This window comes from Sphingobacteriales bacterium (assembly GCA_016699615.1).
In the GTDB taxonomy this organism is placed as follows: Bacteria; Bacteroidota; Bacteroidia; order Chitinophagales; family JADIYW01; genus JADJSS01.
On the sequence record CP064984.1, the window covers coordinates 2215114 to 2233519 of the forward strand.

Genomic DNA, 18406 nt, shown 5'->3' on the forward strand with positions numbered 1-18406 from the left:
TTCTAATTAAAACGCACAAACTATGAAAGAAAATAACTTACTAAGAATGGATAATGTTGGTATTGTTGTTGAATCACTCGATGACGCAATAGCATTTTTTCTCGAACTTGGACTAAGTTTAGTAGGAAGAACAATGGTTGAAGGAGAATGGGCAGGCAGAATTACAGGACTAAAAAACCAATCTGTAGAAATTGCAATGATGCAAACACCAGATGGCAATAGTAGAATAGAACTTTCAAGATTCATACATCCAAAAGTAACAGCAGACCATCGCACAGCACCAGTAAATGCATTAGGCTATTTGCGTGTTATGTTTGCAGTTGCAGATATAGATGATACACTCAATAGACTGTACAAACATGGCGCACAACTTGTAGATGAAGTTGTACAATACCAAGATGTATATAAACTATGCTATCTTCGTGGACCAGAAGGAATTTTAATCGGAATAGCTCAAGCACTTAAGTAAAAATAGATAATTCAAATACTAAAAAACATTTTTGAGTGGTATTTTATTTAATTAGACTGTTTAAAATATTTTTAGTACTTATTTACCTATTTAAACTAGAAAAAATGATAAATAAATACGAGATATATTTTCTTAAATTTGAAAAGTCAAAAAACTAATCAACGTATACATGAAATATTATAATTTGAAGATACAATATAATAATGAACGAATTTAAAGAAAAATTTAATTCATACAGCACGGCTAATTTGCTTAAGATAATTGACAATCCTGGTGATTATCAAGCATCCGCTGTTGAAGCAGCAAATGAAATTCTTAAATCAAGACAATTAGATGAATTAGAAATTGAAACAGCAAAAACAGAACTACAAAATACTAGACAAGAAATAGAGAAAAAAAATCAAAAATACAAAGACTTAGAATTTAAAGTAAAAGATTTCTTTTCTTCGATACTATCTGTAGTAAATCCAATTCAATCTAACATTACAAGTGTAGACAAAACTATTAAGTTAGTATGTATTTCTTTAGGTCTAATCTTCCTATTCCAATTATTCAAAAACTTAAAACTATTTTCTTTTTATTTTACTAATAATTTAGGTATATGGAATTTGTTTTCAATCTTTTATTTCATTGATTTGTTTATTATTCCAATAACTATTGTTCTATTTTATAAAAGAAAGAAAATTGGCTGGACAATTTTAATGATTTATATTACTTCTACTATAATTTCTAATGTTTTTTATATTGTTTTTTTAATATATTACCAAATAATTCGTGATGTCACATTCAATCTCAGAATATTAGCTCAATCTTCGTTTGCAAGTGATGTAATAAGTTTATTATTCTATGCTGGAATTTTTTGGACAATAACTAAAAGTGATATTTTGGAAGTATTCTTAGTCAATAGAAAGTATTTGCTAATTACAATTGGAATATCTATTGCCTTAATTTCTTTATATTTAATTATAATTAGAATATGTTTTTAGTATAATCTATATATAAAAAATTAAAAGTAAGAAATAATAAATTTTAAACAGCAACCATGGTAAGTAGAAATTTTAATTATTGGAATGATTTATTATTATATAGCTTAATGCCTTTAATCATTTCACATCATATAGTTGGGTGTGAATTCTGGCAAACAGCAATTGGAGTTGATGGTGAAAATGCTATTTGGCAAGCTGAAAAGTTTGGAATCTTTATTCTTTATCCTATCTATTTATTGGTTGTAAATTACAACCTAAATAAAAAGTATCAGATTAAAATATATAGAATAGAATCAATTCCATTATTTATCTTCTTTGCATACGCTATAACATACATATTAAAAACAACTACTATCAAGTATATTGACTCAGAAAGCCAATATGAATCGATATATATTTATTCTATACTTTGCTTGGATGCAATTTTGATATTATTATATTTGCCATTATTTATTTATAAAAAGAAATTATCAAACAAAACAACTTTATTGTGAATTATGTAAATAATAATAGACAAACTCAAAATCAAAAATAATAAAGTAAAAGACTTTGATTGTGATTTCGCTTTTGAATTTGAACAACTTGATTTTTTAGAAGCATTTTAAATCATATCATTCAACAATTGTTCTGAAGGTTAGGTTTATTCTTGGAAAATTTACTTTTTTAGTTGGTGGTAGTCTGTGTAGCCAAAATGTTTGTGTTGTATCTTTCATTACCAATAGACTGCCGCTTTCCAATATCAACTCTACTTTTATTTTTGATTGTTTGTGTTTGAATGCAAATTTTCTTTCTGCACCAAAACTCAAGGAAGCAATTGCACCATCTTTTTTCAAATCTGTTTCGCCATCACTGTGCCATGCCATGCCTTCGCTGCCATTGTGGTAAAGATTGAGCAAACATGAATTATAGCTTTCTCCAGATTTTTCTTCAACATATTGCTTTAATTCTAATAATGGTTTCGTCCAAAATAAAGCATATTTTGTGGTATTAGAATAAGAATACTCAAATGCTTTTTCGCCATACCATGCAACTTTTCGTTTAGTAATAATTTTCTTTCCAAAAAGAATTGGCTCATCATTTTGCCATTCAATCGTATTCAATAAAATTTGATAATAATCATCAGCTTGGTTTTTAGTCAGAATTTTCCCATAGTAATTTACTGTTCCATCAAAAGGCAATAAATTGTTATTTGTGTCTAAAATTGGGTTAAATAAATCCATTTTTTTGTTGCTAATTTTTGATTTATTCTATTGTGTTTTCAGTTTGTGCAGCTTCCCAACCTATTATTGCAGTCTTGCGTGTATTTCCCCACATGTATCCACCAAAAACACCTGTTGATTGTATTACTCTATGACATGGAATAATGAATGCTACTGGATTACTACCTATTGCTGTGCCTACTGCTCTTGATGCTTTTGGATTTTCTATTTGTTCAGCAATACGACCGTACGTAGAAAGTTTGCCCATCGGAATTTTTAATAAACTTTCCCAAACTTTTATTTGAAAATCTGTGCCTTTTAAATGTAATTTAATTTGGTCTAACTTGTGCCAATCATTTTGAAATATAAGCAAAGCATTCTGTTGCAAAACATCAATCTTATGATAAAATATTGCATTTGGAAATTCTTTTTTTAGATTGATTAATCCACTTTCTTCGTCTTCTACAAATGCTATATGGCAAATGCCTTTTGTTGTAGATGCAATAGTAATCAATCCAAATGTAGTTGCTGCAAAACTGTAATTTATCTCTAAATTTTTGCCACCGTTTTTGTACTCAGCTGGCGTCATGCCTTCAATATTAATAAATAAATCATGCAATCTACTTGTACTTGAAAGCCCAGTAGAAAATGCAGTATCAAACAAATTAGCTTGTTCTGTTCTAAGTATTCTTTTTGCATGTGCTATGCTAATGTACTGTAAAAATTTCTTCGGACTTGTGCCTGCCCATTCTACAAAAATACGTTGAAAGTGCAATGGACTAAGATGCAATTCTTTGGCAATAGCATCAAGATTTGGTTGCGATTTAAAATTCTCTTGAATGTATTGTATTGCTGCTGCAATTCTATTATAGTTGATATGCTGTTGCGCTTCCATTGTAATGCAAATGTCTAAAATATTTTGGGTAAATAAAATCCGCAACTTGCTATGTTTTATTGCATCGCAATTCTCAAAAGCTCATTTGTTGTTTTCCAATTTCTTGTAGTTGCTGCTACTTTCAATTTACTTTCTATAAAAGTATTTGTAAGTTTCGTTTGTCCATATCCATTTGGGCAATACAAATAGATAGCACTTTTAGAATAGAAAAATTCTTCATCAGCTTGTGCTTTATCTATAAGTATTTGTTGGTCATATTGTTTTGGTTCTTCTGCTAAAAATGTAACATGTAAGTATGCATTATCTTTAGTACTAACAAATGGATTGTTTGCAATTATTTCTTTTAATGTATCTAATGTTAGTACAATTACAGGAATATCAAATCCAAAACTAATTTTAATTTGAGTTGAGATTCTAGCTTCTAATTTCCTTGTATCTTTTTCTGTTGATGCAAATATTATATTGCCACTTTGAATATAGGTTCGAATGTTTTTAAAATCTAATATTGCAAGCATTTCTTTCAAGGCATCCATTTTTATTACATTTTTACCACTTACATTTATGCCTCTTAAAATTGAAATATATGTTGTCATTATAAATTGTATTATTTCTTGTGTTGTTTATTTTCTACAAAAAGAACAATTGCAATGCCAATGGTATAGCAAATCATATCTACCCAAGTAAATGTACTACCTAAAATTACTTTAGCTAATCTGTAGTTTTCTAATCCTAAGTGTTTTATTAAATTAAAATATTGAAGTATTTCTACAACGTATGAAAAAAGCAATGTTATTGTAGCTGCTTTTTTGATAGAAATTCGCAAAAATGATTTTAGAAAACAATAAATCAATATTACAACCAATAAATCACCAATATATGGTCTGATAAAATTGTCTTTAATAAAAAGTGCTATAAACACTTCTACTAAAAACAATGCAATAACAAGTTTAAAGTATGTCTTATTGAATTGGAATAGCTTTCCCATTTTTAATTTTAAATAATAATGCACCAAAATACAATGTACTTACGAAGAAACCAAAGTATTTTACATAATTACAAGCATAGTATTACATATAAAAAATAACTATTCATAGCTTGAGCAATCAGTTCCAACAACTTTTATTTTGTTGATATTTATAGAAATGTTTAAAATGTTTTCGTAGTTTTTGCGCTACAATTTATATCTTTACCATATGTCATTTAGATATAATCAAGGCACACTACAACTTATTGAATCTATTTTCAAACAGAATAAATATATTATTAGGTATGAAAAAGGTTCGTTTCAGTCTGGCTATTGTATTTTGCAAGACAAAAGAGTGGTGGTTGTCAATAAGTTTTATGATGTAGAATCAAGAATAAATGCATTGGTAGAAATTTTCCAACAAATAGAGTTGGGTCAAGCAGATTTAGACGAAAAGCAATTGAAAATATACCAAGAATTGATTCAACATAAATTAGAAATTTAGTATTAGCATTCATGAAATTTACGTTTTTGGGTACAGGCACTTCGCAAGGCATTCCAGTAATTTCTTGTACATGCAAAGTTTGCACATCTACAAACGAAAAAGACAAACGCACTAGAACTTCTTTGATGGTGCAAGATAATAATACAACCATTGTTATTGATAGTGGACCAGATTTTAGACAACAAATGCTACGAGAAAATGTACAAGATTTAGATGCTATAGTTTTTACGCATGGACACAAAGATCATGTGGCTGGCTTGGATGATATCAGACCATACAATTACATTAAACAGAAAGAAATTCAAGTGTATGCAAGCACTGAAGTACAAAATGTACTGAAAAGAGAATTTTCATATATTTTTGCTGATGAAAAATATCCTGGTGTTCCGCAAATTCGACTACATACTATTAATGAAAAAAATAATTTCAATATTCATCAAATAGAATTTATGCCTATTGAAGTCATACATAAAAACATGAAAGTATTAGGTTTTAGAATTCATGATTTTACGTACATTACTGATGCCAATTTTATTGCAGAAGATGAATTGAAAAAATGTATAGGCACAAAAATTTTGGTATTAAATGCATTAAGACACGAAAAGCATTATTCGCATTTTAGTTTATCAGAAGCAATAGCAATAGCCAATAAAATTGGTGCTGAGCAAACTTATTTTACACATATATCACACCATCTTGGTTTGTATGATGATGTACAAGCAACATTACCAAGCAATATGCATTTAGCATATGATGGTTTGTCTATCGAAATAGCTTAGTATAGTATTCTAGTTTTGATGGTGTTGTTTACTTTTTTCAAATCTTCCATCATTTCCATATCTGCGTTCAAGTCTACATCTAACACAACATAACCAATTGTTTCGTTGGTTTTTAAATATTGCCCAAGAATATTTACATTATGTTTTGATAAGATTGAGTTGATATCTGATAAAACACCAGGCACATTTTTATGAAAATGCAATACTCTACGTGTATTGTTTTGTGGTGCCAAACTAAGTTCTGGTACAGTTTTAGAACCTAAAGTAGAACCATTATCTAAATAAGAAGTAAGTTTAGCACCAACTTCTATGCCTATATTTTCTTGTGCTTCTTGAGTGGAGCCACCAACATGTGGTGTTAATATCACATTATTTAAACCTACCAACGGTGATTCAAATCCAATTCCATTTTCTTTTGGCTCTGTTGGAAAAACATCTACTGCAGCGCCACCTACTTTTCCACTTTTTATAGCTTCGCTTAGTGCTTCGATATCGACCACAGTTCCTCTTGCTAAATTTTGGAAAATAACACCATCTTTCATTTGCTCAAAAGCTGCTTTGCCAATCATGTTTTTAGTTTGTGGCGTAGCTGGAACATGTAAAGAAATAATATCAGCTTTTGCATATAATTCTTCTAAACTTTCTACTGCGTGTGCGTTTCCTAATGGTAATTTTGGATCTACATCATAATAGATTACACGCAATCCCATACTTTCGCCCATTACAGAAACTTGCGAACCAATATGACCATACCCAATAATTCCTATCGTTTTTCCACGCAATTCGTAGCTTGCTTTTGCTGTTTTTTGCCAATTGCCTTCGTGCATCAATTTTGTTTTTCTGGAATGCGACGCAACAACATAATTGAATTGGCAATAATAAGTTCTGCAACAGAACGTGTATTTGAATATGGTGAGTTGAAAACAGGAATACCTAATTCAGTAGCTTTTTGCAAATCTACTTGATTGGTGCCAATGCAAAAACAACCAATAGTATGTAGTTTTTTTGCCTTTTCTAAAACAGCAGCAGTAATATTAGTTTTTGAACGAATACCAATGATATGATAATTTTCTATACAATTGATTAGCTCTTCTTCATTCATTGCACCTTTGTGGTAATCAATATTGGTATAGCCTTTTTTATTAAATTCATTAATTGCAGATTGATGCAATCCTTCTAAAAGTAAAATCTTAATTTTTTCCTTAGGAAATGAAATTTCTTTTGCCATGTTAATTTTTAAATGTCTCTAAAAATAATCAATTCTCTTATAATCAATATTTAAAACAAAAATTATATTGTTAATTTAAGATTGAGATAATAATGAAAAATATGCTACTTGCCATTACCTATTAATGATAAAAGAATTTTTATAGATGGCATCATCAGTTTCTAGTGTTAGAATATAAGTTCCATTGTTCCAATTGCTTGTTTCTATTAATGATTCTTTTAAATATGGTATGCCTATTTTTTGTTGATAGACTTCTTGCCCAAATGAATTATATATTCTTACAACACTATTGTCATTTATTTGACTTGGAAGTTGTGTTTTAACATAGGCATTTGCTGGATTTGGATACACCAAGATATCTTTTGATGATTTTTTATTATTTGCAATAGCTGTTGTTGTTTCAGTTGGTCCAGAAAAAATATCACCATTCCATGCGTACTCAAGTGTTTTGCCATCAATTATTATTTTAGAAAAATATACCCATTGTAAAGTTGGCAAATTAAAATACCATTTTTCTTCATAATGAGATTGATTGATTATTTGTTCAAAATTCTCAAAACTACCATAAGTACCCTGGTTGCCTACAATATATATCCATGTTTGTCCATCTATATTGTCGCATGCTTTTACACCATTTATTTCATTTACACAATGTCTGCGTACAGCAACATAGCCATCATCTTCTCTGCCCAAAATCCAGTTCCCAGATTCTTTTACTTCATCAAAAGTATCATCTTTCCAATATAAAGAAACATATAGCTTTTCGCCTTCGTAGCCAAATAAACTTAAGCCTTTTTCTGGTCTATACATGACTAATGCAATATTGTCCTTTTGTTTTGCGTATGGCAAATGTGTGTTTGCATGAATGCTAGGTCTATCATTCCAAACACTTGTTGGTCTACCAGATAATGTAAACACTGCTGATGTGCTAGCATTTGCAACAATAGAAAATTGTTGATATCCATTTTTACCTTTCCAAAAATCTTGTATAGATGATAAAGTAACTGTATTGTTTTTGTAGACTGCAATTGTTGGATTGTAGTTGCCAGAGCTTTTTGAAATTACACTACCAATTTCTGCAATTGCAGGTGCAAGTGCTACAGGAATACCTGAGAAAGCTTTAAAATCATCAAATTCATGATGATTCCACAAATTCAAATCTTTGAGTAAAGTTGCAGTTTGTTTGGCGACTAATGGATCAAAATAAGCACCAGAACTCCATTGGAAAATAGTTTTATCTCTAGGATTTATATCTTTATTAATAATATTTATACCATCTGATAAAGTATGTCCTAGTGTGAAAATTTTATTTTCAATAGGTTTCCATGCATTTAATGCAACATCTAAGTTTATTGAAGATGTAGACAAAAACGCACCAGCATGTGATGCATTGCTTGGTAATTCTCCTAAGCCAGAAATAAGATAAATTAGATTATTATGATTTTGTCCATATGCTGAAGTGTATTTGTCTGGATAATTTCTTCCTGCAATAGGAAAGTATGTGCCTTTGCTATTTGTTAGTAATAGAATATCAGAAAGTAATTTATTTGCAGCAATTGTAGCCATATTTTTTATCTCTATATTCTCTGAAAAATCAGCAAGATTTAGCAAGCCTGATAAACAATATGGAAGATACACAGAAGAAAAATACTCATAGAAACCATAGTTTATTTTTAGATTCAAATAATGTTTTATTCTGTAAATTAAATTTGAGTCTACTTGCTTGTCATATTTTTCATGTAATAGCAAATCTGATGACATCCACATTATCATATGATTTTCAGACCAATATTCTCTATTGTCTTCATTTTTTTCTAGCCAAAATGGTATTGGTTCTAATGTTTTTAAAATAATAGAATCATATTCACCATTTGTTAGAAATAATATTCTAATCAGCTTTACAATATCAAAGTCTGCTGTACTTTTACTAGATATATTATCAAGAATTTCTTGAAGAATATCAGTTTGTACTGGAATGTCTTTATATGCTTGAATAATTATTGCATTGCTATTGATATTATTCAACGCAGTATTATTGTATTGTATTCTTCTTTGTTCAAAACTTTGATTTTGAGCAGATGCAACATTAAATCCAAAGAAAATAAAAATAAGAATACCAATTTTTATACAGTTAACCATAGGTAATGTATTAATTTATAATAGATTACAAGATAATATTTTTTAACTTACCTAGCCACATACTATATATTAATTATTTTGAATCCGAGTTTTTCAAGGTCATTCCAAAAGTTTGGATATGATTTGCTTACCACATTTCGCTCTTCAATTTTTATCTGATTTGTAACAATTGATAATGGTGCAAAAGACATTGCCATTCTGTGGTCTTCATATGTTTTTATATCATAATCATTGTACACTTGTGGCATGCAATTCTGCAATTCCCATGTATTAGAATCTATTTCTTCTAAATTAGACAATCCTAAGTTGAATAATTCGTTGTCTAATGCTTGTATTCTGTCTGTTTCTTTAATTCTTAAAGTTTGCAAACCATGAAATGTTGCATCAACACATAAGCCAGCACAAAAGCTAACAACAGTTTGTGCTAAATCTGGACATCGCAAAAAATCATACTTGTAATATTCATTCTTTGGTGTTGCAGTTTTTTGTAATCGTACAGCATTATCTGCAAATGTAGATTGGATTCCAAAATCGTTTGCAATTTTTGCTATTACAGCATCACCTTGAATTTGTTGTGCTGTAAGTCCATGCAAAGTGATGTCTGCATCTTCTGCTAAAATAGCAATGCTATAAAAATATGATGCTGCACTCCAATCACTTTCAACGAAAAAATCTTTAGGAACATAATTTCCATGTTCTACTTTTATATATTTTTGTTCAATAGAAAAATCTGTTTTAATACCAAAGTATTCCATCATCTTCAAAGTCATTTCTATGTATGGAATGGATACAATAGTGCCTTTTAATTGAATTTCTAAACCTTGTTCAAGTGTTGGTGCTATTAATAATAATGCAGTGATGTATTGGCTACTAATATCTGCTGGTAATGTAATTTTGCCGCCACGTAGTTTCTTTCCTTTTATTTTTAATGGTGGATAGTCTTTGTTTTTTTCATAAGAAATATCAGCACCTAATTGTTGCAATGCATCTACTAAAACTTTTATTGGTCTTTGTTGCATACGCTCAGAGCCAGTTAATATTGCTTCTCTACCATCTTGTATTGCTAAAAATGCAGTTAAAAAACGGAAGGTTGTGCCACCAGCACCAGCATCTAAAATACTATCATTGCTTTTTAATATATTTTGTAAAAATACAGTATCATCAGCGTTAGATAAATTTGAAAAATTGATATTGCCACAAATTGCATTTATAATCAACAATCTATTTGAAATACTTTTAGAACCATTTAGAGTAATTTCTCCTTGTATTTTTTTAGTACTTGGTTTTTGTATTGTTATTGTGTCCGTCATTGCTATTGTGTAAATCTATTTTTATTTGCGTCTAGTAGAAAAATTATTTCCAACTATCTTTTAATCCAACTGTTTTATTAAATATAATATTTTTATCAGAACTAGTTTTGTCTAAATAAAAATAGCCTTTTCTTAAAAATTGAAAATGGTGTTGTAATGTTGCATCTGCGATTGCTGGCTCTGCTAATGCATTTGTTATTGTCTTTAAGCTATTTTCATTGATATAGTTCTTAAAGTCACCTTCTTCAGCATCTGGGCTTTCTACTTTGAATAATCTATCATACTCATTAATTGTAACAGGCAATGCTGCTGTTGCACTTACCCAATGTAGTGTGCCTTGTGGTTTTATTCCAGATGTATCTTGTCCACTTTTGCTATTTGGCAAATATGTACAATGTATTTGAGTAATATTTCCATGTTCGTCTTTATCAACGTTAGTACACAATACAATAAACGCACCTTTTAGTCTTACATGTTGCCCAATTGCCATTCTAAAGAATTTTTTAGGTGGATTTTCCATAAAATCTTCCTTTTCTATAAAAAGCTCTTTTGTGAATAATAAATTTCTTGAGCCACCATTTTCATCTTCAGGATTGTTTTCAATACTTACTTCTATAGCTTCATCCAAATTATCAATAATTACTTTGATTGGATCAAAAACAACCATTCTTCGCAATGCTATTCTGTTCAATTCCTCTCTTGTACAAAATTCTAAAAGCGAAATATCATTTACTTTGTCTCTTTTGGCAATGCCAGCTCTGTTCACAAATTCTCTAATAGCATTTGCAGTAATGCCTCTTCTTCTCATTCCAGAAATTGTAGGCATACGTGGATCATCCCAATCTGTAACTATTTTTTCTGCAACTAATTGTTTTATTTTTAGCTTACTCATTACAGTATAATTTACATTCAATCTTGCAAATTCGTATTGTTTTGATGGAAAAATATTTAATTTTTGAATTAGCCAATCATACAAATCTCTATGAGGTACAAACTCTAATGTACATATTGAGTGTGTAATTTTTTCAATAGAATCAGATTGTCCGTGGGCAAAATCATACATGGGATAAATACACCATTTATCGCCAGTTCTGTGGTGATGTGCAAACTTTATTCTATATAATAATGGATCTCTTAAAAGCATATTTGGAGAAGCCATGTTAATTTTTGCACGTAATGTTTTTTCACCTTCTTTAAATTCTCCAGCACGCATTCGTTCAAATAAATTCAAGTTTTCTTCTGCACTTCTGTTTCTAAATGGTGAGTTTTGCCCAGCTTCTGTTAGGCTTCCTTTTTGTTGTGCAATTTCCTCAGCACTTAAATCACAAACATAAGCATCACCTTGTTGTATTAATTGAATGGCATATTGGTATAATTGTTCAAAATAGTCTGATGCATAAAAAATATTCTTCCATTTAAAACCCAACCAAGCTACATCTTCTTGTATACTTTCTACGTATTCTGTATCTTCTGTTTCAGGATTTGTGTCATCAAACCTTAGGTTGGTATTGCCACCAAATTTTTCAGCAACACCAAAATTTAAGCATATAGATGCCGCATGACCTAAGTGTAAATAGCCATTTGGTTCTGGTGGGAAACGTGTTAGTATAGAATTGTATTTTCCAGCTTCTAAGTCTTTCTCTATGATTTCTTCTATGAAATTATTTGATTTATTTACATCCATTTTTTTTGATATTGTTTTCTATTAAAGAAATGTTGTTCCTTTTATTACCTGATTAAGTTGTATGTAATTTTCTATGTTAAAAATTTGCAAATTATAACTATTATCTAAATTTTGTAAGAATTTGTCAACTTTCATCGGATTATTTCTATTTAAAAATAAAGAAGTTTTAACTTTAGATTTATAATTTAAGTTTAGTGTGTGGCTTATATGTGCTTTTAATACAAACCTATTTTTATTAAAAACAAAAAGATAAGAAGGATAAAAAAAGATATTATTATCTTTTGAAGGTGAATAATAATATTTTGCTTCTATTAATAACATTCCCTCATAGAATTTAATATCTTCTTTTCTAAAAGGATCTAATATAAGATTAGTATCATCTGCTACAGGAATTATATTCTTATTTATATCAGATAGTATAAATAAATTTGATTTCTTATCTTTAATTAAGATTAATAAATATCTGAAATTCAGATTGAATGTATCATCTTTTGATTCAATATTTTTTTTAATTCGAATATTGGTATTTGCAGTATCCTGAATAACTAATGCACAATCCAATAGTGAGTCTTCATTAAAATCGTGTACTACTTTGCTATAAATACACCAACCTTCAGGGACAAATTCATTAATTGTTAGTCCATTTTTTTTTATTTCTACTTCTGCAAATATTTGTAAGTTTAGAATATTAAATATGATTATACAAAAATACTTCTTCATTTATATATATTATAATTGATAATAACAAATTTTAATTCGATTCAATGATTCTGTTTTGCCGAGCAATTGTATTAAATTTGGAATGGCTGGACCAGAAAGTTCGCCAACTATACTAATTCTCAAAAATTTCATAAAGTCACCCATTTTTAATTGATGTTCTGTTACAAATTGTCTTAAGCTTAATTCAATTATCTCTATGTTATTGTAATCAATTGTATCAAAATAATTAACTAGGTCAGTTATATTTAGTGTGTCTTTTATTCCTTTAATTTTTGATAATTGCTCGTTGTTATATTCTTGTGGTTGTTGGAAAAAATAGTTGAATTGGTCAATATCTTGAATAAAAACTAATCTATCTTTAATTAGTGCAACAACTTTTATGAGATAATCTTTGTCAATATCTAAATTATTTTCTTGAAGATAAAGAGCTGCTATTGCTTCATTAGATTTTTGTTTAATATGTTCTGAGTTAAACCATTTTGCTTTCTCATAATCAAACTTTGCGCCTGCTTTGTGTAGTTTTTCAATATTAAAAAGTTCTATTAATTCATCAATATTGAAAATTTCTTGTTCTGTACCTGGATTCCAACCTAACATAGCTAAGAAGTTTGCAAATGCTTCAGGCAAAAATCCACGTTCTTTAAATCCTTCACTTTTTTCATTCGTTTCGGGATTTGTCCAATTTAATGGAAACACAGGAAATCCTAATCTATCTCCATCTCTTTTTGATAATTTTCCGTTGCCATCTGGTTTTAGAATTAATGGTAAGTGCGCAAATTGTGGCATAGTATCTTGCCAATCAAAAAACTGATACAATAACACATGTATCGGCGTAGATGGCAACCATTCTTCACCACGAATCACATGTGTAATTTCCATTAAATGGTCATCTACCACATTTGCCAAATGATAGGTAGGCATTCCATCGCTTTTAAACATTACTTTATCATCTATCTGAGAAGTGTTAAAACTCACAAATCCACGTACAATATCTTTAAAACTTACTTCTTCTTCTTGTGGTACTTTAATTCTAATAACATAAGGTGTGTTGCTATCTAATAATCTTTGTACGTCATTATTACTTAATGATAAACTATTATTTAGCAGCATTCTGTTAGATGCATTGTATGCAAAATTTGGGTTTTCTTTTCTAAGCGCCTCTAATTCTTCTGCTGTATCAAAAGCATAATAAGCATTGCCACTATCTATAAGTTGTTGTGCATATTGTTTGTAAATGTGTTTTCGTTCACTTTGTTTGTATGGTCCAAAGTTGCCACCTTCTTTAATTCCTTCATTAATTGAAATACCACACCATGCTAAGCTGTTCATAATATATTCTTCTGCACCTGCTACAAATCTATTTTGATCTGTATCTTCAATTCTTAGTATAAAAGTACCATTGTGCTTTTTGGCAAACAGATAATTATACAATGCAGTACGAACACCACCTAAATGTAAAGGTCCAGTTGGACTTGGAGCAAAACGAACTCTAACAGACATACCAATTTATTAAGATTATGAATAGTACAAAAATAACATATTAACGCAGATATCTTCTTTTCTCTATTTTAATATTTGATGATTTTTTCTAAAAATTAATTGACTAATTTTATATATTAAATATTATTTTGTTTTTTTATAGGTAGTACACAAATAGTTCTTTGTTTTCTGATATCATAGCCAATTTGTTAAAAACAAAATAAAAATTACCAAAATTATTCACATTAAAAACAAATTAAAGTGAATAATTTTTTTGTGTTTCTGTAACGTCCGTAATCATTTGAAAAACAGCATAATTAACAGCTAATCCCAACATATGTTGAAAAATCAAAATAGGAATAACAAAATGTAAGTCTTAGTTTTAAGTTGTAAAAAAGGTGTTTTTTTACTTTTTTTTCAATTATAGATAGTCAAAATCAACAAAACATGAATATAAGCAATGTAACGGAAAAAATTTTGCAAGAAGGCGATAATAGGTTCGTGCTTTTCCCAATACAATATGATGCCATTTGGCAAATGTACAAAACTGCCCTTAAAGCTTTTTGGGTAACAGAAGAAGTTGATTTGAGTCAAGATCTTTCTGACTGGGATCATAAGCTTACAGACAATGAAAAACATTTTATATCACATGTATTAGCATTCTTTGCTGCTAGTGATGGTATTGTGAACGAAAATTTAGTTGTAAATTTCATGCAAGATGTTACCATTCCTGAAGCTAGATGTTTTTATGGGTTACAAGTTGCTATAGAAAATGTGCATTCAGAAATGTATTCACTCTTAATAGATACATATATTAAGAATAAGGAAGAAAAAAACAAAATGTTTCATGCCATAGAAACATTAGATTGTGTGAAATTAAAAGCAAACTGGGCTTTAAAATGGATTGACACAGCACCATCATTTGCACATCGTTTAGTAGCTTTTGCAGCAGTAGAAGGTATTTTCTTCAGTGGTAGTTTTTGCTCTATCTTTTGGCTAAAAAATAGAGGCTTAATGAAAGGCTTAGGAAAATCTAATGAATTTATCAGTAGAGATGAAGGTATGCATTGTGATTTTGCATGTCTAATCTATTCAATGTTAGATAATAAGCTACAAAAAGAAGAAATTTATTCTATTAAATGTGATGCTGTAGAAAGTGAAAAAGTATTCGTTAAAGAGTCATTGGCAGTGTCGTTAATTGGAATGAATGCCGATTTAATGTGTTTATATATAGAATTCGTTGCTGATAGATTGCTTTTATCTTTAGGCTATCCTAAAGTATACAATGCAACAAACCCATTCCAATTTATGGAAGGAATTTCCATGCAAGGGAAAACTAACTTCTTTGAAGAAAGACCAACAGAGTATAAAAAAGCAACTGAAATTAAGGCCGAAACTTTAGTAGTAAATACTGAAGATGTAGATTTTTAAAACATAAAAACAATATTACTATGCACGTTATAAAAAGAGATGGTAGAAAAGAGCCAGTACACTTTGATAAGATTACCTCAAGAATCAAACATTTATCGTTTGAGCTAAATGATACTTACATAGAACCACACAAAGTAGCTCAAGCTGTTATTAATGGATTATATGATGGTGTATCTACTACAGAACTAGATGAACTTGCAGCACGTACAGCAGCTGCAATGACAGTTATTCATCCAGATTATGCAATATTAGCAGCAAGAGTTGCTGTATCTAACTTACATAAGAATACACGCAAACCTTTTTCTTTGGTTATAAAAGATTTATATCAATATATAGATCCAAAAACAAACCAGAAAGCACCTTTAATTGCTGATGATGTCTATGAGATTGTGATGAACAATAAAGATGTATTAGATGCAGCTGTAATTCATAACAGAGACTTTAATTACGATTATTTTGGATTCAAAACATTAGAAAGATCTTATTTGTTAAAAATAAATGGAAAAGTAGTTGAGCGTCCACAGCATATGTTGATGCGTGTTGCCATTGGAATTCATAAACAAGATATTGAAGCAGCAATAGAAACATACAATTTAATGTCTGAGAAATGGTTTACACATGCTACACCAACTTTATACAATGCAGGCACTCCAAGACCACAATTATCATCTTGCTTCTTACTTACAGTTCAAGAAGACAGTATCAGAGGAATTTACGATACACTTAAACAATGCGCAGAAATTTCACAGGCAGCAGGTGGCATTGGCTTGAGTATACATAATGTAAGAGCAAAAGGTAGCTATATCAAAGGCACAGGTGGAGAATCAAATGGATTGATACCAATGCTACAAGTATTTAACTCAACAGCTAGATATGTAGACCAAGGTGGAGGAAAAAGAAAAGGTGCTTTTGCTATGTACTTAGAACCATGGCATGCTGATATTTACGACTTTTTAGAAATGAGAAGACCACATGGAAAAGAAGAAATGAAGGCAAGAGATTTATTCTTTGCATTGTGGATTCCAGATTTATTCATGAAAAGAGTAAAAGAAAATGGAGATTGGAGTTTAATGTGTCCAAACGAATGTCCAGGATTATGTGATACTTATGGAGAAGAATTTGAAGAATTATATTTAAAATATGAAGCAGCAGGCAAATTCAGAAAAAGAATTAAAGCAACAGATTTATGGTATCATATCTTAGATAGCCAAATAGAAACAGGTACACCATACACGTTGTACAAAGACCATGTAAATAGAAAATCTAATCAAAAGAATTTAGGTGTTATCCGTTCTAGTAATTTATGTACTGAGATTGTTGAATATACAGCACCAGACGAAGTTGCAGTATGCAATTTAGCATCTATCAATTTAAGTAAATTTGTAGATGAACAAAATAAAACTTTTGACTTTAATAAATTATACGACATAACTTACACAGTTACCAAAAACTTGAATAAAGTTATAGATGTTAATTATTATCCAGTGCCAGAAGCTGAAAAATCAAATATGCGTCATCGACCAATTGGGTTAGGCGTTCAAGGATTAGCAGATGCATTTTTGATGCTTAAACATTCTTTTGATAGTGATGAAGCAAAATTACTAAACAAGAACATTTTTGAAACTATATATTTTGCTGCACTTTGTGCATCTAAAGATTTAGCTAAAAGAGATGGACACTACGAAACATTCAAAGGCTCACCAATATCGCAAGGTATTTTCCAATTTGATATGTGGAATGTACAACCATCTACACGCCATGATTGGGAAACTCTAAGACAAGAAATTATGCAATATGGTGTGCGCAATAGTTTATTAGTAGCACCAATGCCAACAGCATCTACCTCTCAAATATTAGGCAATAACGAATGTTTTGAGCCATATACTACAAATATTTATACAAGAAGAGTATTGAGTGGTGAGTTTATTGTTGTAAACAAACATTTACTCAAAGATTTAATACAATTAGGCATGTGGAGCGAAGATATGAAAAACGCTATCATTGCCAATAATGGTTCAATTCAAGCAATTGATGGAATACCACAAGATGTAAAAGAATTATATAAAACAGCTTGGGAAATCAAACAAAAATCAATTATTGAAATGTCTGCGGACAGAGGCGCATTTATAGACCAAAGTCAGAGTTTGAATTTGTTTATGGAAGATCCAAGTTATAAAAAATGACAGCAGCACATTTTTATGCTTGGGAAAGAGGGTTAAAAACTGGTATGTATTACCTGCGTTCAAGACCAGCTGTAGATCCAATTAAATTTACAGTAGATTACCAAAAAGCAAACAAGCTAAAAACTGAGCAAATACCAGAACTTGTGATAGAGCAAGCTACTGCGCCAATCTATGAGAAAGTAGCGAAAGCACAACAAACGATATTTGAAGAAAATAATAAAATTGCAGATTTTACTTTTCAATATAAAACAATTGAAGAAAAAGCAGCAGAGTTTGGAGTTAGTGTAGAAGAATATAAAAACCTAACAGAAGGTGGTTGCGAAAACTGCGGTTCATAAAATTTAGGTTTTGAAGATAATAAAAAGGTGTGCCAATTTTTGGCGCATCTTTTTTTATTGCAATAAAACATTCCAAATATATTTTAAATACAAATAT

General features: G+C 29.8%; 15 protein-coding genes and 2 pseudogenes. 7 read left to right on the plus strand and 10 right to left on the minus strand.

The window, feature by feature from the left end:
- Window positions 1-22 precede the first annotated feature (22 nt).
- From IPK18_10565 to IPK18_10575, 3 genes are all read left to right on the plus strand, one after another.
- A complete protein-coding gene (locus tag IPK18_10565) occupies window positions 23-469 on the plus strand; it encodes a VOC family protein (protein ID QQR97310.1) in 447 nt (148 codons plus the stop codon).
- A 203-nt stretch (window positions 470-672) separates the two neighbouring features.
- Window positions 673-1455: a hypothetical protein gene (locus tag IPK18_10570; protein QQR97311.1), complete on the plus strand. Its 783-nt coding sequence runs from the start codon at window positions 673-675 to the stop codon at window positions 1453-1455.
- 56 nt (window positions 1456-1511) lie between these two features.
- Window positions 1512-1949: a hypothetical protein gene (locus tag IPK18_10575; protein ID QQR97312.1), complete on the plus strand. Its 438-nt coding sequence runs from the start codon at window positions 1512-1514 to the stop codon at window positions 1947-1949.
- Between the two features lie 117 nt (window positions 1950-2066).
- Here the strand turns inward: IPK18_10575 and IPK18_10580 are convergent, their stop codons facing one another.
- From IPK18_10580 to IPK18_10595, 4 genes are read right to left on the minus strand one after another with little or no spacing between them, the layout of a single operon-like run.
- Entirely contained in the window at window positions 2067-2675 is a 609-nt protein-coding gene (locus IPK18_10580; GenBank protein ID QQR97313.1) for an alpha-ketoglutarate-dependent dioxygenase AlkB, read from the minus strand.
- Window positions 2676-2697: 22 nt separating this feature from the next.
- Window positions 2698-3549: a methylated-DNA--[protein]-cysteine S-methyltransferase gene (locus IPK18_10585; GenBank protein ID QQR97314.1), complete on the minus strand. Its 852-nt coding sequence runs from the start codon at window positions 3547-3549 to the stop codon at window positions 2698-2700.
- Between the two features lie 56 nt (window positions 3550-3605).
- Window positions 3606-4142, minus strand: coding sequence for a DUF1697 domain-containing protein (locus IPK18_10590; GenBank protein ID QQR97315.1), 537 nt, complete (start codon window positions 4140-4142; stop codon window positions 3606-3608).
- An 11-nt stretch (window positions 4143-4153) separates the two neighbouring features.
- Complete coding sequence (locus IPK18_10595) at window positions 4154-4534, minus strand: DUF2809 domain-containing protein (protein ID QQR97316.1); 381 nt, start codon at window positions 4532-4534, stop codon at window positions 4154-4156.
- Between the two features lie 208 nt (window positions 4535-4742).
- Between IPK18_10595 and IPK18_10600 the strand changes: the two genes are divergently transcribed.
- Window positions 4743-5018 carry a hypothetical protein gene (locus IPK18_10600; protein ID QQR97317.1) on the plus strand — a complete coding sequence of 92 codons (276 nt, stop codon included), beginning with the start codon at window positions 4743-4745 and terminating at the stop codon, window positions 5016-5018.
- A gap of 11 nt (window positions 5019-5029) precedes the next feature.
- Window positions 5030-5797, plus strand: coding sequence for an MBL fold metallo-hydrolase (locus IPK18_10605; protein ID QQR97318.1), 768 nt, complete (start codon window positions 5030-5032; stop codon window positions 5795-5797).
- On the opposite strand, the pseudogene serA reads toward IPK18_10605, so the two are convergent.
- From serA to IPK18_10635, 6 genes and pseudogenes are all read right to left on the minus strand, one after another.
- Window positions 5794-7025: pseudogene (gene serA / locus IPK18_10610) on the minus strand (phosphoglycerate dehydrogenase). The gene IPK18_10605 and the pseudogene serA sit on opposite strands and share 4 nt — an antisense overlap.
- 114 nt (window positions 7026-7139) lie before the next feature.
- Window positions 7140-9164, minus strand: a complete 2025-nt coding sequence (locus tag IPK18_10615; GenBank protein QQR97319.1) for a T9SS type A sorting domain-containing protein — start codon at window positions 9162-9164, stop codon at window positions 7140-7142.
- A gap of 62 nt (window positions 9165-9226) precedes the next feature.
- Window positions 9227-10474 carry a 3-phosphoshikimate 1-carboxyvinyltransferase gene (locus IPK18_10620; GenBank protein ID QQR97320.1) on the minus strand — a complete coding sequence of 416 codons (1248 nt, stop codon included), beginning with the start codon at window positions 10472-10474 and terminating at the stop codon, window positions 9227-9229.
- Window positions 10475-10517: 43 nt separating this feature from the next.
- Entirely contained in the window at window positions 10518-12158 is a 1641-nt protein-coding gene (locus IPK18_10625; GenBank protein QQR97321.1) for a glutamine--tRNA ligase/YqeY domain fusion protein, read from the minus strand.
- 21 nt (window positions 12159-12179) lie between these two features.
- Window positions 12180-12878: a hypothetical protein gene (locus IPK18_10630; GenBank protein QQR97322.1), complete on the minus strand. Its 699-nt coding sequence runs from the start codon at window positions 12876-12878 to the stop codon at window positions 12180-12182.
- A gap of 9 nt (window positions 12879-12887) precedes the next feature.
- Entirely contained in the window at window positions 12888-14384 is a 1497-nt protein-coding gene (locus tag IPK18_10635; protein ID QQR99336.1) for a glutamate--tRNA ligase, read from the minus strand.
- 420 nt (window positions 14385-14804) lie between these two features.
- On the opposite strand from IPK18_10635, the gene IPK18_10640 reads away from it, so the two are divergent.
- The gene (locus IPK18_10640) at window positions 14805-15788 is read left to right on the plus strand and encodes a ribonucleotide-diphosphate reductase subunit beta (protein ID QQR97323.1); all 984 of its coding nucleotides are present in this window, start codon (window positions 14805-14807) and stop codon (window positions 15786-15788) included.
- Window positions 15789-15808: 20 nt separating this feature from the next.
- Window positions 15809-18309 (plus strand): annotated as a pseudogene (locus IPK18_10645) (ribonucleoside-diphosphate reductase subunit alpha).
- Window positions 18310-18406: the final 97 nt, after the last annotated feature.

Coding starts and splice junctions, on each gene's coding strand:
- IPK18_10640 (QQR97323.1), top strand. CDS start 14,805: ATGAATATAAGCAATGTAACGGAAAAAATTTTGCAAGAAGGCGATAAT.
- IPK18_10615 (QQR97319.1), bottom strand. CDS start 9,164: ATGGTTAACTGTATAAAAATTGGTATTCTTATTTTTATTTTCTTTGGA.
- IPK18_10580 (QQR97313.1), bottom strand. CDS start 2,675: ATGGATTTATTTAACCCAATTTTAGACACAAATAACAATTTATTGCCT.
- IPK18_10605 (QQR97318.1), top strand. CDS start 5,030: ATGAAATTTACGTTTTTGGGTACAGGCACTTCGCAAGGCATTCCAGTA.
- IPK18_10625 (QQR97321.1), bottom strand. CDS start 12,158: ATGGATGTAAATAAATCAAATAATTTCATAGAAGAAATCATAGAGAAA.
- IPK18_10590 (QQR97315.1), bottom strand. CDS start 4,142: ATGACAACATATATTTCAATTTTAAGAGGCATAAATGTAAGTGGTAAA.
- IPK18_10620 (QQR97320.1), bottom strand. CDS start 10,474: ATGACGGACACAATAACAATACAAAAACCAAGTACTAAAAAAATACAA.
- IPK18_10575 (QQR97312.1), top strand. CDS start 1,512: ATGGTAAGTAGAAATTTTAATTATTGGAATGATTTATTATTATATAGC.
- IPK18_10585 (QQR97314.1), bottom strand. CDS start 3,549: ATGGAAGCGCAACAGCATATCAACTATAATAGAATTGCAGCAGCAATA.
- IPK18_10565 (QQR97310.1), top strand. CDS start 23: ATGAAAGAAAATAACTTACTAAGAATGGATAATGTTGGTATTGTTGTT.
- IPK18_10595 (QQR97316.1), bottom strand. CDS start 4,534: ATGGGAAAGCTATTCCAATTCAATAAGACATACTTTAAACTTGTTATT.
- IPK18_10630 (QQR97322.1), bottom strand. CDS start 12,878: ATGAAGAAGTATTTTTGTATAATCATATTTAATATTCTAAACTTACAA.
- IPK18_10600 (QQR97317.1), top strand. CDS start 4,743: ATGTCATTTAGATATAATCAAGGCACACTACAACTTATTGAATCTATT.
- IPK18_10570 (QQR97311.1), top strand. CDS start 673: ATGAACGAATTTAAAGAAAAATTTAATTCATACAGCACGGCTAATTTG.